At 65.9% G+C, this 13442-nt stretch carries 14 protein-coding genes, 3 tRNA genes and 1 pseudogene; 4 read left to right on the plus strand and 14 right to left on the minus strand.

The annotated features are described in order from the left end of the window. Nucleotides 1-38: 38 nt before the first annotated feature. From ABW18_RS16825 to ABW18_RS16840, 4 genes are all read right to left on the minus strand, one after another. Nucleotides 39-129, minus strand: a tRNA-Ser gene (locus tag ABW18_RS16825). A gap of 81 nt (nt 130-210) precedes the next feature. After that, the gene (locus ABW18_RS16830; protein ID WP_049700151.1) at nt 211-420 is read right to left on the minus strand and encodes a CsbD family protein; all 210 of its coding nucleotides are present in this window, start codon (nt 418-420) and stop codon (nt 211-213) included. 172 nt (nt 421-592) lie between these two features. Continuing rightward, entirely contained in the window at nt 593-862 is a 270-nt protein-coding gene (locus ABW18_RS16835) for a hypothetical protein (RefSeq protein ID WP_049700152.1), read from the minus strand. Nucleotides 863-984: 122 nt separating this feature from the next. Then, nucleotides 985-1623 carry a TetR/AcrR family transcriptional regulator C-terminal domain-containing protein gene (locus ABW18_RS16840; RefSeq protein WP_049700153.1) on the minus strand — a complete coding sequence of 213 codons (639 nt, stop codon included), beginning with the start codon at nt 1621-1623 and terminating at the stop codon, nt 985-987. Between the two features lie 337 nt (nt 1624-1960). Here ABW18_RS16840 and ABW18_RS23365 point away from each other — a divergent pair. Beyond that, nucleotides 1961-2296: pseudogene (locus tag ABW18_RS23365) on the plus strand (NAD-dependent epimerase/dehydratase family protein); the annotation flags it as partial. A 481-nt stretch (nt 2297-2777) separates the two neighbouring features. Here the strand turns inward: ABW18_RS23365 and ABW18_RS22535 are convergent. Both ABW18_RS22535 and ABW18_RS16855 read right to left on the minus strand, forming a co-directional pair. Further along, nucleotides 2778-3239, minus strand: coding sequence for a nucleoside deaminase (locus tag ABW18_RS22535; protein ID WP_082938012.1), 462 nt, complete (start codon nt 3237-3239; stop codon nt 2778-2780). Between the two features lie 50 nt (nt 3240-3289). Beyond that, nucleotides 3290-3832 carry a tRNA adenosine deaminase-associated protein gene (locus tag ABW18_RS16855; RefSeq protein WP_005208124.1) on the minus strand — a complete coding sequence of 181 codons (543 nt, stop codon included), beginning with the start codon at nt 3830-3832 and terminating at the stop codon, nt 3290-3292. A gap of 115 nt (nt 3833-3947) precedes the next feature. Here ABW18_RS16855 and ABW18_RS16860 point away from each other — a divergent pair, with 115 nt between their 5' ends. Further along, nucleotides 3948-4952, plus strand: a complete 1005-nt coding sequence (locus ABW18_RS16860) for a prephenate dehydrogenase (protein ID WP_082938005.1) — start codon at nt 3948-3950, stop codon at nt 4950-4952. 4 nt (nt 4953-4956) lie between these two features. On the opposite strand, the gene ABW18_RS16865 is transcribed toward ABW18_RS16860, so the two are convergent. From ABW18_RS16865 to ABW18_RS16885, 5 genes are all read right to left on the minus strand, one after another. Then, on the minus strand, nt 4957-5505 hold the full coding sequence (locus tag ABW18_RS16865) for a putative glycolipid-binding domain-containing protein (protein WP_049700292.1): 549 nt from the start codon (nt 5503-5505) through the stop codon (nt 4957-4959). A gap of 151 nt (nt 5506-5656) precedes the next feature. Further along, a complete protein-coding gene (locus ABW18_RS16870; protein ID WP_049700293.1) occupies nt 5657-6406 on the minus strand; it encodes a hypothetical protein in 750 nt (249 codons plus the stop codon). 134 nt (nt 6407-6540) lie between these two features. Beyond that, the gene (aqpZ, locus tag ABW18_RS16875) at nt 6541-7302 is read right to left on the minus strand and encodes an aquaporin Z (protein WP_049700155.1); all 762 of its coding nucleotides are present in this window, start codon (nt 7300-7302) and stop codon (nt 6541-6543) included. A 210-nt stretch (nt 7303-7512) separates the two neighbouring features. Continuing rightward, nucleotides 7513-7588 (minus strand) — tRNA-Arg (locus tag ABW18_RS16880). Between the two features lie 40 nt (nt 7589-7628). After that, nucleotides 7629-7720: transfer RNA gene (locus tag ABW18_RS16885), tRNA-Ser, on the minus strand. A 189-nt stretch (nt 7721-7909) separates the two neighbouring features. Between ABW18_RS16885 and hisC the strand changes: the two genes are divergently transcribed. Beyond that, a complete protein-coding gene (gene hisC / locus ABW18_RS16890; RefSeq protein ID WP_049700156.1) occupies nt 7910-8983 on the plus strand; it encodes a histidinol-phosphate transaminase in 1074 nt (357 codons plus the stop codon). A 215-nt stretch (nt 8984-9198) separates the two neighbouring features. On the opposite strand, the gene ABW18_RS16895 is transcribed toward hisC, so the two are convergent. After that, a complete protein-coding gene (locus ABW18_RS16895) occupies nt 9199-10245 on the minus strand; it encodes an alpha/beta hydrolase (protein WP_231894224.1) in 1047 nt (348 codons plus the stop codon). 276 nt (nt 10246-10521) lie between these two features. Here ABW18_RS16895 and ABW18_RS16900 point away from each other — a divergent pair, with 276 nt between their 5' ends. Next, nucleotides 10522-10980, plus strand: coding sequence for an acyl-CoA thioesterase (locus tag ABW18_RS16900; RefSeq protein ID WP_049700158.1), 459 nt, complete (start codon nt 10522-10524; stop codon nt 10978-10980). Between the two features lie 11 nt (nt 10981-10991). Here ABW18_RS16900 and ABW18_RS16905 read toward each other — a convergent pair whose 3' ends face one another. Both ABW18_RS16905 and ABW18_RS16910 read right to left on the minus strand, forming a co-directional pair. Next, nucleotides 10992-12233, minus strand: coding sequence for a hypothetical protein (locus ABW18_RS16905; RefSeq protein WP_049700159.1), 1242 nt, complete (start codon nt 12231-12233; stop codon nt 10992-10994). A gap of 73 nt (nt 12234-12306) precedes the next feature. Continuing rightward, a complete protein-coding gene (locus ABW18_RS16910) occupies nt 12307-13428 on the minus strand; it encodes an acyltransferase family protein (RefSeq protein ID WP_049700160.1) in 1122 nt (373 codons plus the stop codon). Nucleotides 13429-13442 lie beyond the last annotated feature (14 nt).

The following is a 13442-nucleotide window of genomic DNA, read 5'->3' on the forward strand; positions in this document are numbered from 1 at the left end:
AAAATGGCCCCCTACCTGGGAAGATAGGAGGCCATTTCTGGCGGTGGCGGAGGGATTTGAACCCTCGGTACGGGGTTACCGCACACAGCATTTCGAGTGCTGCACCTTCGGCCGCTCGGACACGCCACCGCGGAAGACTGTACCGCAGCTGGCGTCTGACACTAAATCAGCAGGTCAGCGAAGCGCATGTCACTCACCGCGCCAAACGGCTCAGTGGCCGGTGAGCTTGTTCTTCAGGCCGTCGACGCCTTCTTTGACCTTGTCGGCAACCTCAGACACCTTCTGCTTGCCTTCGGCTACAGCCTGGTCGCCCTTGCCCTCATTCTTGAGGTCGTCGTTGTTTGTCAGGCTTCCGACAGCTTCCTTGCCCCGACCCTTGAGCTCTTCTGCCTTGTTCTGTGCATCATCAGTGGTTGCCATAGAACTCTCCTTCGCGTGTGCGAACCAGAGCGCGGTTTTCGCGTCTCCTGAAACCCACCGTACACACCGTCGAAGTACGCCTGTTAGATCGAAATCTGTCCGCGTCGAAGCCTGTCCGAATCACCCTCGCACACACCTGAACTCCGATGACGTTCTCGATCGAGGGCAGGTCTCACTTGCCGAGGAGCTTGTCCTTGATCTCGCCGAACTTCTCCTTCGCCGTGCCCACAGCGCCCTGAACTTTTTCGTTCTCGGTGAACTCGGTCAACTTCTCCTTCGCTGTGCCCACCGCATCCTGAACCTTCTCGTTCTCGGTGAACTCGGTCAACTTCTCCTTCGCTGTGCCCACCGCATCCTGAACCTTCTCGTTCTCCGTGAACTCGGTGATCTTGCCCTTGACCGACTCCACGGCCTCGTTGATCTTGTCGCTTGATTCACTCATGATGTCGACTCCTCGCCATGCAGAGCCCGATGCTCCACGCTCGGTTACCAACCTGCCACACCGCGGCGACTGTGTCTTTCGGTGAGAACCCTGGTTTGTGCACGTCTCGACACCCCCAGCGATCAGGTGGTAGCCCGCCGCAGCGCGTCGACGATGCCATCGAGGTTGCGCTCGAATCGCTGCTCACGATCGCCAAAGAGAACTCGACCGGCCTCCACGACCAGCGGGACGTCGTCCCCGAGCATCTCGGTCCGATCCGACAGTGAATAGCGCGGCTCCCCCGATTGAGCGCGCTCCTGCTCTTCGATGACGAATCCGACGACAAAAGCTGTCACGAATTCGACCGCGCTCACAGCCCTTTCCAGATCGACGCCCGACGCGACGAGTTGCTCGAGCCACGGTTCCTGCGCGCGCAGCACCTCCGGGTCGGTCAATCGCGTTCCGCTGAACGTGCGCGCTCCGTCGCGATGCGCGAGGTACTCGCGACGAAGTACGCGCGCGTAGGTCGCCACCGATTCGGGCCAAACCCCCATCGGTTGCGCACGGAGTTCGGCGATCACCCGACGTTGAATCTCGGTGCCCATCTCGTCGAGCAGCGCCTGCTTGTTCTCGACGTGCCAGTAGAGCGCGGGCGCCTTGACTCCGAGTCGGGTCGCCACGGCGCGGACCGTGACGGCGTCGATGCCCTTCTCGTCGAGGAGGTCCAACGCCGCTTGCACGATGTCGGCGCGGTTCAGCCCCTTGGGTCTTCCTGTTGGCACGGTTGACAGCTTAACAAAGTTAAGGGAGTCTGGATGCAGACCCGATTTAACAAAGTTAAGGAGACTCGTCATGAAGGCAGCAATCATCACCGACGCCGGACGGACCCCGGTGCCCGGAACATTCGACGAACCGCAGGTCGTCGCGGGAACCGAGCTCTTCGAGCTCGTGGGCGCAGGCCTGCACCAGATCGTCAGGTCATTGGCGGCGGGCCGCCACTACGGAAGTTCCGGCATATATCCCCAGGTACCCGGCATCGACGCCGTGGTGCGCGCAGCGGACGGTTCTCTGCGCTACACCGGACGCATCGCACCTCCGTGGGGCACGATGGCCGAGCGCATGGCGGCACAGGACGGATTTCCTGTTCCCGACGACGCCGACCCGCTCGCAGTGGCCGCAGGGGTCAATCCTGCGGGCTCCGGATGGCTTCCGCTGCACGCCCACCGCGACGCGCGCGGCAGTTTAGGGACCGTGCTGATCCTGGGCGCGACGGGGATGTCGGGTCGCCTGGCGGTTCAGAGCGCTCGGGCCCTGGGTGCCGAGCACATCATCGCCGCCGGCCGGAACCAGGCGGTGCTGCGCAGCCTGCGCGCGCCCGACGTCGACGTCGTCGAACTCGATGTCGACGATCCGGCAGGCGCGCTAGCTGAGGCCGTTGCCGCGTCGACGCCCGACCTCGTCCTCGACTACGTCTGGGGCCCGATCGCCGAGGCCACGTTCGCGGCACTCGGACGGCAGGGATTGCACGAAGACGACGCTCACATCTCGTACGTCCAGATCGGGTCGCTCGCCGGGGCGCATGCAGCCGTACCGTCGACGCTCCTGCGATCGCGGAACATCACCATCTCGGGCAGCGGGGCGGGTTCGGTGTCGGCCGAGCAGCAGATGCGCTCGATACCAGCGGTCATCGATGCGATCGCGTCCGGCGCCCTGCAGGTGCCCTACGCAGCGTTCGGGATCGACGACGTCGAGAAGGCGTGGAGCTACGACGGACCGGAGCGCGCCGTCGTCACGCCGGGACGGGAGCGGCCAGGGGCGCACCGTCGGCGGTCTCGAGCGCCCAGTCGACGGTCTCGAGCGCCCAGTCGACGGTCTCGAGCGCCCACTCGACGGTCTCGAGCGCCCAGTCGGCGGTCTCGAGCGCCCAGTCGACGGCTCAGCCCTCGCGACGCGTGTCGAAGAAGCCGACCATCAGCTCTCGACACTCCGCCTCCCGCACCCCGCCGCGGACCTGCGGGCGGTGGGCGAGGCGAGGGTCGCGGACGACGTCCCACAGCGACCCGACGGCGCCGGTCTTGGGTTCCCAAGCGCCGAAGACCAGTGAGTCGACGCGTGAGAGCGTGATCGCTCCGGCGCACATGGTGCATGGCTCGACGGTGACCGCGATTGTGCATCCGGGCAGCCGCCACCCGTCACCGAAGGCGCGCGCGGCGGCACGTAGCACGAGGATCTCGGCGTGGGCGGTCGGGTCGGCGTCGAGTTCACGGCGATTCCCGGCACGCGCGAGTTCGACGCCCGCCGGGTCGAAGACCACGGCTCCGATGGGGACGTCGTCGGGTCCGGAGGAGTCGACGGCAGCAGACAGCGCCTCACCGATCATCTGATCCCACAGGCTCATCTGATCCCGAACGCGCGACGCGTCACGCCCGCCGTTCACCTGCGGAGCCTTCAGTGTCCGAGCGAGTCGAGCACCTTCGACAGTTCGTCGGCGAATCCGAGTCGCGCGGCGATCATGCCGATCTGCTCGTCGGCGTAGAGGTCGGTATCGCCGACGATCACGCCCATCACCGCGTCGGGAAGTCCGAGGTCGGAGAGCACGCCGAGGTCGCCTTCCTCCCACGGGTCGATGTCGTCGAGCTCGTCGTCGTCGAGATCGGGGACGTCGACGTTGATGGCGTCGAGGACGTCGGCGGCGATGTCGTAGTCGATCGCGGCGGTCGCGTCGGAGATCAGCAGTCGCGCACCGCCGGGGGCCGGGCGGACGACGATGAAGAATTCGTCGTCGATGTCGAGGAGCCCGAACACGGCACCCGCTGCCCGCAGTTCACGCAATTGCGTCTCGGCGGCGGACAGGTCGGTCAGGGCAGACTCGTCGAGCGCCTTGACCTTCCAAGCGGCATCCTCGCGGACCACGGCTACCGCGAAACCCTCGATATCGTCGATCGCTTGCTGCTTGTTGGAGTCCGAAACCCCAGCGCCGGCACCTGCCATGACGCTCACGGTAGTCGAGAATCGACGCCCGCCCCAATCCCCTTCCGACTCAGGTCGCCTACACTCCGTCGCCACGCGCTCCGAGACCCGAGACCGATGTGCGAATCTGGACCTTGTGACCGAAGACAAGCAGGGCAGCCAACCGCAGACCGCGCAGGAATCACAGACGACGGCGACGACTCGACGACCGGTCTGCATCCTCGGCCTCGGACTGATCGGCGGGTCGTTCATGCAGGCCCTGGCGGCGGCCGGTCGTGACGTGTTCGGCTACAACCGCTCCGAGGCAACCGTCGACGCGGCGTCGAATTCTGGATACGACGCCTCGTCGGATCTGGTTGCGACGCTGCAACGCGCGGCAGCCGACGACGCGATCATCGTGCTGGCCACCCCGGTCACGACGATCGAGCCGCTGCTGAGTGCAATCGCCGAAACGGCACCGCGATGCCTGCTCACCGACGTCATCAGCGTCAAACAGGCTGTGGCGGAAAAGGTTTCGAGGCTTCATCCACACGCGCGCTACGTCGGAGGGCACCCGATGGCCGGGACGAGCCGGTCCGGATGGGACGCATGCGATCCGACGCTGTTCACCGATGCGATGTGGATGGTCACCACGTCCGACGACACGGACGCCGACGATTGGACCGCGGTGGCAGAGCTCGCGTTGGAGGTGTCAGCGGTTGTCGTCCCCGCGGCGCCGGACGCACACGACCGGGCCGTCGCGGCGATCTCGCACGTTCCACACCTGCTTGCCGCGGACACCGCCGCCGTCGGCGCGGGCGAGAGCAACCTTGCGTTACGCCTGGCAGCAGGCAGTTTCCGGGACGGGACGCGCGTTGCCGCGACCGAACCCACGCTGCAGCGCGCCATGATCGAGGCCAACGACATCGCCGTACTCAACGCACTCAGCGAGGCGATCGACCGTCTCGTCCAGGCACGCGACGAACTGCGCGACTCCGGCAGCGTTGCCGCTCTGATCGACGACGGACATCGCGCGCGCATGGCTTACGAGGAGATGGCGGCGCGGGGTCGGGAGCCGATTGTCGGGGTCAGCGTCGGCGCGCCCGGCTGGGCGTCGGACATGCGTAAACAGGCCCACGAGGGGCGAGTCTGGCTGGGGTGACCCCTCAGACGCGCTCGGCCAGTCCCGAGTAGTTCACGACGAAGCCGTTGTCGTCGACGGTGATCTTGGCCGTCGCGATCGGCGAGACGACGTCGATGCCGTCGGGTCCCGAGGTGTAGTGCATCTGCGCCGGCTTGACCTCGCCGGTCGGCAGGTAGACGTACGCCACCGGGATCTCGACGTCGGTCGGTGCTGTGTTCAGGCCGAATCGACGGATGGGCAGCGCGTTGAACATCGGCGACATGGCCAGGTCGACGTCCTGCGCGCCGTCGAAGTCACTGCGGATGGTGTCTCCGTTGGTGCGCACGAGCCAGAGGTTCTCGTCGTCGTGGGAGAGTCCGAGTTGGCTCTCGCCGCTCTCCCGGAGGAGGTGGATGGAGAGTCGCTTCGTCACGCCCGCGTCGTTGGTGATCAGCTCGTACGAGGCGGAAAACGCCTCCGAGTCGGCGGTAGCCGCCGAGATGATCCGACCGTATGCCTTGATGCGCAGCCCGGACACGTGCAGGCGTACCTGCTCGAGTCTGTCGACTCCGACACCACGCCAGGTGATCATCGTCTTGTACTCCCGAACCGGAGCGGTGTCGACCGATCCGCCGCTCGCTGCGGTGTCGTGATCAGGGGCTGGGGTTGTACTCACGCGTCTACGGTAGCGAGCGAGAGGCCGCTACACACATCGGATGCCGGTCTCCATCACTTCGTTACGGTCACGCGCGGCACGAAGCGGTCCGTCGGGCAGACCCTGCGTCGACCCGATCAATCGAGACGCTCTGGCCGTCGACCTTGATCTCACACGACGCCGAGCTGTTCTGTCCGGCGAGGACCAGCAGTCGTAGCGGCGCCGATCCCGCGGTGAACTCGAGGTGCCACGTGGGCGGTGGGGTGAACTCGCTGCGCAGGCCGACGTCGTCGACGTAGAGGATGGTCCCGCTGCCCTCGATGGTCGCGTCGTAGGTGACGGATCGGCCCGCGGTGTCGCTGTCGCGCGGTGCAGGCGTCGCGCCGGGCGGGAGCATCGGGTTGCCCGGCTGCTGTTGCTGGGTCGGGACGTCGGGAACGGTGGGGTCGACGATCGTCAGGGTCGCGGGCGCGTCCTGCGACTGTGCGCCGGATTGCCGTATCAGCGAGAATCCGTAGAAGACCAAACCGAGAACGACGGCTGCGACCAGCGCGAACACCACTCCCGTGCCGAACTTTCCCGGCGACTTCGGCTGACGCCGCTCGTCGTCGAAGTCCGTTGGGTCGGGTCCTGTTTCGTCGGGTGGGGGTCCACCGTGTGGGGGTGTCGCGCCTCCGGGCGCGGAGGTCTGGGGTCCGGCGGCAGTCTGCGAGGGCTGCTGGCCGGGCACGAACCGCGGCGTGCCGTCGGGGGCGAATCCGAGCGGCGGGTAGAGGCCAGGCATCAGCGGCGCGCGATAGAGGTCCTCGGGCCGCGGCCCCGCCTCCTGCTGTCCCATGCTGACGCTCCCGTCTCCACTGCCTGCCGACATCCCTGACGCCGCAATCCCTGATCCCGACGATACGGACCGCCACGACGACGCGACGGCCGGCCACGGGCATCGCGCCCGGGCCGGCCGTCGTGTGTGTTCGGTTAGACGGTGTTCTGCACGGGCGCGAACTTGAAGCGTCCGTCCTCGAACAGGAGCGGGTAGAGCAAGCCGCCGATGATGCCACCGACGAGCGGGGCAACCCAGAACACCCACAACTGTCCCGGTGCGCCGTTGCCGTTGAAGAAGGCGACGCCCGTCGAGCGTGCGGGGTTGACCGACGTGTTGGAGATCGGGATCGAGATGAGGTGGATGAGGGTCAGCGCCAAGCCGATTGCCAAGGCGCCCATACCCTTTGGTGCACGGACGTCCGTCGCGCCGAGCACGACGATCAGGAAGAACGCGGTCAGCAGGATCTCGGCCACGATGACCGCGACAAGCGTGTAGTTGCCGGGGCTGTGCTCGGCGTAGCCATTGGCAGCCATATTCCCCTCACGCGACCACCCCGGTTTGCCCGAGGCGATACCCCAGAGGGCGAGGCCCGCAAGCAGACCGCCGACGATCTGCGCGACCCAGTAGCCCGGCAGGTCGCGCCACGGAGTACGTCCGCCGACGCATGCACCGAGCGTGATGGCGGGATTGAAGTGGCCTCCGGAGATGTGACCGAGGGCGTACGCCATTGTGACCACGGTGAGACCGAAGGCGAGGGCGACGCCGAGGTAGCCGACACCCACCTGGATTCGGGTGCCGGTGTCGTCACCGACGGCCACCTCTTTCGCGGCAAAGATCGCGGTACCGCAACCGCCGAAGACCAGCCAGAACGTGCCGAACAACTCGGCAGTGATTTTTGCAATGGGCGAAGGCATAGAGTTCCTCTCGTCGTACGACTCGGGACCGGATGTCACATCAAGCACTTCTGCCACTTCAGTACATCACCGATGATTGCAGATTCTCAGTGTCCGATTCACAACAGTGACCTCGGCGAGACCATGTGCAGACCTGCGCTCCGGTCGACGCCGGACGCGATCCGTCGACGACAAACTCCCCGCCACCGAGTACCGGTGACGGGGAGTGTGTGGTGCGCCCGTAGGGATTCGAACCCCAAACCTTCTGATCCGTAGTCAGATGCTCTATCCGTTGAGCTACGGGCGCGTAGCGTTATTCAGTTCTCCGCGGTCGAGGCTGACTGCGGTGGCGGAGGCGAGAGGATTTGAACCTCCGGTCCCGTTTTAGCGAGACAACTCATTAGCAGTGAGTCCCATTCGGCCGCTCTGGCACGCCTCCTTGGCGGAGTCCTTTCGAACTGCCGAGTGGAAAGATTACACACGGTCATCAGTCCGAAGCAAACCGCGAGCTACGGGGCGCGACGACCTGCATGGACAGACCCTCGCAAAGGCGTCGTGGAGCACGGGCAGACGGCGTCTCGCATGAGCCGGTTTCGGCATGGGCACGCTCGCGTCCTACATTTGACGTGTGAGTTTCCGCCTTCGCCTTCACCTCGAAGAACTGCCCGTCTACGTGCCCGGTGCCACTTTTCCCGGCGCGATCAAACTCGCGAGCAACGAGGTGACGTTCGGGCCGCTGCCCAGCGTCGAGCAGGCCATCACCGACTCGCTGCAGACCATCAACCGCTACCCCGACAACGGCATGGTGGAGTTGACGGCCTCGCTCGCCAAGCGTCTGGGCGTGACCGAGGACGAGATCCAGGTCGGCTGCGGCTCGGTCAGCCTGTGCCAGAACCTCGTGACAATCACGTGCGAGCCGGGCGACGAGGTCTTGTTCGGGTGGCGGTCGTTCGAGACCTATCCCCTGGCGACCCGTCTCGTCGGAGCTGTGCCCGTGCAGATCCCACTGACCGACGAGCTCAGCTACGACCTCCCCGCGATGGCCGACGCGATCACCGACCGCACACGCCTGATCTTCGTCTGCAACCCGAACAACCCGACGGGGACCATCGTCGACGCCGACAGCCTGCGGACGTTCCTGGCGAAGGTTCCCAGCGACGTCGTCGTTGCTCTCGACGAGGCGTACTTCGAGTACATGCGACCGTCGCAGACGCAGGCGTACGACGCCATCGAACTGCACCGCGAGTATCCCAATCTGGTTGTGCTGCGGACATTCTCGAAGGCGTACGGACTCGCGGGGCTGCGCGTCGGATATGCGATCGCGCATCCCGAGGTCATCACCGCGCTCGGCAAGGCTCACGTACCGTTCTCCGTGAACTCGGTGGCCCAGGCCGCGGCCATCGCAAGCCTCGACGCCGACGACGAGCTGCTCGCGCGCACCGAGGCGATCGTCGAGGAGCGCACCAGAGTCGCAGAGCAATTGCGCGACATGGGATATCGCGTCCCGGCGACGCAGGCGAACTTCGTCTGGATCGAACTCGGCGACGCGACAACCGATTTCGCTGCCGCCGCGCGCGACGCAGGCGTGATCATCCGACCCTTCGCCGGCGACGGCGTGCGCGTGACCGTCACCGAGGCCGAGGATAACGACGCCTTCCTAACCTTCGCCACCCGCTGGGCCGAGGACCACTCGGCGGGATAAGGCGCACAGTCGACGGGATAAGACGCCCATTCGACGGTCTGGAGCGCCCAGTCGACGGTCCCGAGCGCACCGTCGACAGTCCCGAGCGCACAGTCGACGGGATAAGACGCCCAGTCGACGGTCCCGAGCGCCCAGTCGACCGTGCGGTCACCGTCGAGTGGGCGCCCCATACGGCCGAGTGGGCGCCTAAAACGGCCGAGTGGGCGCCGCGCGGCTCAGTACAGGCCGCGCGAGACGGTGCGCCAGGCGGCGGGGAGGTCTTGCTCCCAGTAGGCCCAGGTGTGCGTGCCGATCAGGCGGAAGCCGTCGGTGTAGCGCACGTTGTTGGCGCGCATCGTCGCGGCGAACTCCAGCGAGCAGCGGTAGGCCCCCAGCTCGAGCGCCGACGACGACGCCGTCACGGCCTCGGGTGGGCCCTCGTCGGGTTCGATCCGACGCTGCAGGTCGAGCGGGCCGATGGCGCCTGATCCGGCGGCCAAGAATATGTCCTTGCCGCGCAGTGCGTCGAGGTGCTTGGCCGGATCGTGAGCGTCCCAGCCTGCGGAGCCGAACGGGCCCCACATGTTCGTCGCGTCGCCGCCGTCGCGGCCGACCGTCGTGCGTACGTATGCCTCATTGGCAGCGCCGGAGACCGGCGGACAGCCCGACAGCGAGGCGAGTCCGCTGTAGGTCGACGGATGACGGATGGTGAGTGCGAAAGCCGCCTGGCCGCCCATCGACAGGCCGATGATCGCGTTGCGCCCATTGCCGTCGAATTTCTTGTCGACCAGCGGAGGGAGCTCCTTCGCCAGGAAGGTCTCCCACATGGGTTGTCCCACTTTGGGATCGCGCTTTTGCCAGTCGGTGTAGAAGCTGCCCTTACCGCCGGTCGGCAGCACCACGTTGACATTCTTGCCCGCGAAGAAGCGGCCCGCGTGGCCCTTGGTGATCCAGTCGCTCACGTCGCCCTCGGCTCCGGCGCCGTCGAGCATGTAGACGGTTGGTCGCGGACCCGACGCATTTGCGGGGGTCAGCACCGACAGCTTGATCTTCGTCTTCATCGACGGCGACGTGACCCAGACGTCGGTCCTGAGCGGTCCCAGCTTCTCAACCTTCGCGATCTTCGCGACGGGCACGGGTGCTGCGTCCGCCACGGCGGGAACGCCGGTGAGTAGCGCGGAGAATCCGACAAGCGCGGTCGCGAGCACGGCAGATCGTCGAATCACCGACCCACTACCTCCCGTGCGCCGACGCGCAGCCGTGATCCTCCAACGCCCACCCATGCAAGTGTCTCCTCGAACTCTTCGGAGTGCACCGACCATCCAGGTCGGGCACTCGCGATCGTGCGCATCTCATCGTCGTGCGCACATCTTGAAATGTCAGGACGGCCCGCATCAGTGGGTTCCCCTCCCACTGCGGCCGGTGTCGTCCACAGGGTACGTGTCGTTCCTGGCAACCAACATCCCCGAACCGTCTTCGCGCAACGTCGACATAAGGTTGTTATTGTGACGACACCAAAGGATCTGGATAGTTCGACGAAGTCCGCAGGTGAGCGCGGTATGGGTGTCGGAGATTTCGCATTCGTCGCCGAGGTCCCCGTGCGATGGTCGGACATGGATGCCTTTGGTCACATCAACCACGCGCGGATGGTCACCCTCATGGAGGAGGCCCGCATCCAATGGTTGGTCATGGCAACCACTCTGGCTGCTGAAGCCGACACACCGACCGGGTCCCAGGCGGAACTGATCAAGAGCGCGATGATCGTCCACGTCGAGATCAGATACCAGAGCCAACTACGGCACGACGATTCGCCGTTGCGGATTGGCATGTGGATCAAGGGTTTTCGATCGGTCGACTTCACCATCGGCTATGAGATCCGCGGCGCGCACGCCGAGGACGATTCCAAACCCGCCTGTGTCGCGAGCACCCAGATGGCCGTCGTCGACGTTGAGGCACACTCGCTTCGACGACTCACCGGCGTCGAAAAAGATCACCTGCGGTCCTGGTCACGCGCCTGAAGCGACGCGGGTCAGGACGGCTCGTAGCGGGCGGGTAGCTCCCGCGGCACGGCAGGCGAAATGCGTGCGATGTTGCCCTCGAGGACGTCGCGGTAGATACGCAACTGCTCCTCGCCGCTGCGCACCTGCTCGGTCAGACGTTTGGCGTTGTCGACGGAGATCTCCCGGTCGCCCGACCTGGCGATGAGCGCGTCGATCCGGTCGTCGATGGTTGCGGCCCTGTTGTATTCGGACAGGATCTGCAGTTCGACGGCGGCCGACTCGACGACGTACGCGACGTCGCCGAGCGCCTGCACACGGTCGATGAGCTCGGTCCAGACCGGCCGCAATACCGTTTCACGACGATCGATCTGGGCGGCGAACGAGGCGTCGAATCCGCCGTTTCGCTTGGCGCGGTCGAGGTCGATCCGCACCGAGCGCAGCGCGATGACGTCGGCGACGATCTCGGCGAGTTCGGCGTGCAGATTGACCTGCGTGCGCTGCACGGCGAAGTGGTCGGACCGCCACGCCGGATTGCGCATGATGCGGTCGTAGTAGTGGGCGGCGAGGAACATCAGCGTCTCGTAGCCGTCGACGAAGTTCGCCACACCGGACAGCGGTGAGGCGGGGTTTCTCGGCGAAGCGGGAGTTCCGTCGACGGCGGCGACGCGGTTAGCCCACTCCCCGGCCTGCGGATATCCCGAGCGGGCGGCGACCTGTCCGACGACGCCCGCGATCCGTTCGACAGCCGCCGTTCCCGCACGACGCATCGGGTTCGACGTGTTCACGTTCGGGGTCGGTGTGCAGAGCAGTCCGGCGAACAGGCGCTCCCGCTCTTCGATCTCGAGGTACACGTTCTCTCGACGTTCCCTACGGATGGCGCGCGTACTACCTGCGAAAACACCCTTCGCGGTCACGATCAGCTTGCGCGAGTCGTCGCGCCGACGCAGCAGCCCGTTGAGACGCCCGCGCATCAGCGTCACGACCATTCCGGGCACCATCGGGGCGTCGAGTTGGCTTTCGAGCTGGACGATCGCCCGCTGGAGTCGACGCAACTCACCGAAACCCGTGGGCAGCGTCGGTACAGGCAATCCGGAAGAGATTCGGCGGACCAGGATCGCCCGGCCTGCCGGGGTGAGATACCCCGACGCCACGAGCAGTGCGGCGGCATCGGAGAGTTCGGGGCGTTCACCGGCGACGGCCGATCGCTCACACCAGCTGCGGATCTGAGCACTGCTGTCGCCACCCCGCTGGGCCGCGCTCTTGTCGATCATCGTCGTAACGCCTTTGGTTCGGGACCGTCTTGCGGGCGAGAGTAGTCAGTTCACCCCGCCGCGTTCCCAGATTCTACCTGCGCAATTCGGGTGCCCGAGGCGTCGGCGCACGCCACAGCGGTCGGGTCGCGCGGTGCAGCGCCCACGCGACGGGGATGCTGATCGCGGTTGTCACCACGAACGCCACCACGACGTTGCCGCTGAACACGCGATAGTTCAGCAGGTCCATGACCACTTCGAGTACGAGTACGTGCACGAGGAAGAACTCGTAGGAGATCTCGCCGAGCCACACGACGGGACGGCTGCCGCACAGCCGAGCCCACGGCGACGACTGGTCGGTGGCGGTGAGCGGACCAACCATTCCGACGGCGATGACGAGGTAGAGCAGATGCTTGACGATGGTGGCCGACGCCGTGCTCGGCGTGATCGTCGGCTCTCCTGCCAGCGGCAGACCCGACACGAGGAACGCGACACCCGCGGCCGTGAGCCAGAACCAGGTGTTCCACTTGGCGACGAGCGGCGCACAGACCGCCAGGACCATGCCGGCGACGAACCATCCGAGGAAAGCAGGCGCCCAGAGTCGGGCTGTCGGATCGGCGTCGGGATTGCCGTCGACGAGCACCGACCACACCGGACTGACCAGCCCGATCACGAGCAGCCCACCGATGAGCAGATCGGGTCGCCAGCGACGTCGGCACACGACGACGATCAGCAGCCAGGCGATCACCGGCAGGAGCAGGTAGAACACGACTTCTGCTGCGAGACTCCACATCTGGGTCAGGCCGGCATGCAGGTGGCCGATGCCGTAGACCTGCGTCAGGGTCATGTTTCGCCAGAAACCCGACCAGCCAACGCCTGTCACCGCGGCCTCGCCACCCGGCGAATACCAGCCGTAGATGAGGTAGACCGCGATCACCGTGATCCAGTACGCGGGCAGGATTCGCCGTGCGCGATGCCAGAAGTAGCGTCGAGTCGACGGTGGGGCCGAGCCCTTCTGCAGCGGCCGAATCCACTCCGAGAACAGCAGAAACCCCGAGAGCACGAAGAAGATGGCGACGCCGACCTCGAACCGAGAGAAGAGGCGTCCGACGTAGTCGTCGGTGTAGTTGCCGGTCCAGAAGGCCGCATGTGTCAGGCAGACCGCGGCCGCAGCCAGCGCACGCACTCCGGTGAGAGACGGGATGCGGTGGGCCATGGGCCGATCCTGCC

This window comes from Gordonia jacobaea (assembly GCF_001186365.1).
In the GTDB taxonomy this organism is placed as follows: domain Bacteria; phylum Actinomycetota; class Actinomycetes; order Mycobacteriales; family Mycobacteriaceae; genus Gordonia; species Gordonia jacobaea.

Excerpts from the sequence above, each read along its gene's own strand:
- ABW18_RS16905 (WP_049700159.1), bottom strand. The coding sequence starts at position 12,233 with ATGATCGACAAGAGCGCGGCCCAGCGGGGTGGCGACAGCAGTGCTCAG.
- ABW18_RS16855 (WP_005208124.1), bottom strand. The coding sequence starts at position 3,832 with ATGGCAGGTGCCGGCGCTGGGGTTTCGGACTCCAACAAGCAGCAAGCG.
- ABW18_RS16870 (WP_049700293.1), bottom strand. The coding sequence starts at position 6,406 with ATGGGACAGCAGGAGGCGGGGCCGCGGCCCGAGGACCTCTATCGCGCG.
- ABW18_RS16910 (WP_049700160.1), bottom strand. The coding sequence starts at position 13,428 with ATGGCCCACCGCATCCCGTCTCTCACCGGAGTGCGTGCGCTGGCTGCG.
- ABW18_RS22535 (WP_082938012.1), bottom strand. The coding sequence starts at position 3,239 with ATGAGCCTGTGGGATCAGATGATCGGTGAGGCGCTGTCTGCTGCCGTC.
- ABW18_RS16830 (WP_049700151.1), bottom strand. The coding sequence starts at position 420 with ATGGCAACCACTGATGATGCACAGAACAAGGCAGAAGAGCTCAAGGGT.
- ABW18_RS16865 (WP_049700292.1), bottom strand. The coding sequence starts at position 5,505 with ATGATCACCTGGCGTGGTGTCGGAGTCGACAGACTCGAGCAGGTACGC.
- ABW18_RS16895 (WP_231894224.1), bottom strand. The coding sequence starts at position 10,245 with ATGGGTGGGCGTTGGAGGATCACGGCTGCGCGTCGGCGCACGGGAGGT.
- aqpZ (WP_049700155.1), bottom strand. The coding sequence starts at position 7,302 with ATGCCTTCGCCCATTGCAAAAATCACTGCCGAGTTGTTCGGCACGTTC.
- ABW18_RS16900 (WP_049700158.1), top strand. The coding sequence starts at position 10,522 with ATGGGTGTCGGAGATTTCGCATTCGTCGCCGAGGTCCCCGTGCGATGG.
- ABW18_RS16835 (WP_049700152.1), bottom strand. The coding sequence starts at position 862 with ATGAGTGAATCAAGCGACAAGATCAACGAGGCCGTGGAGTCGGTCAAG.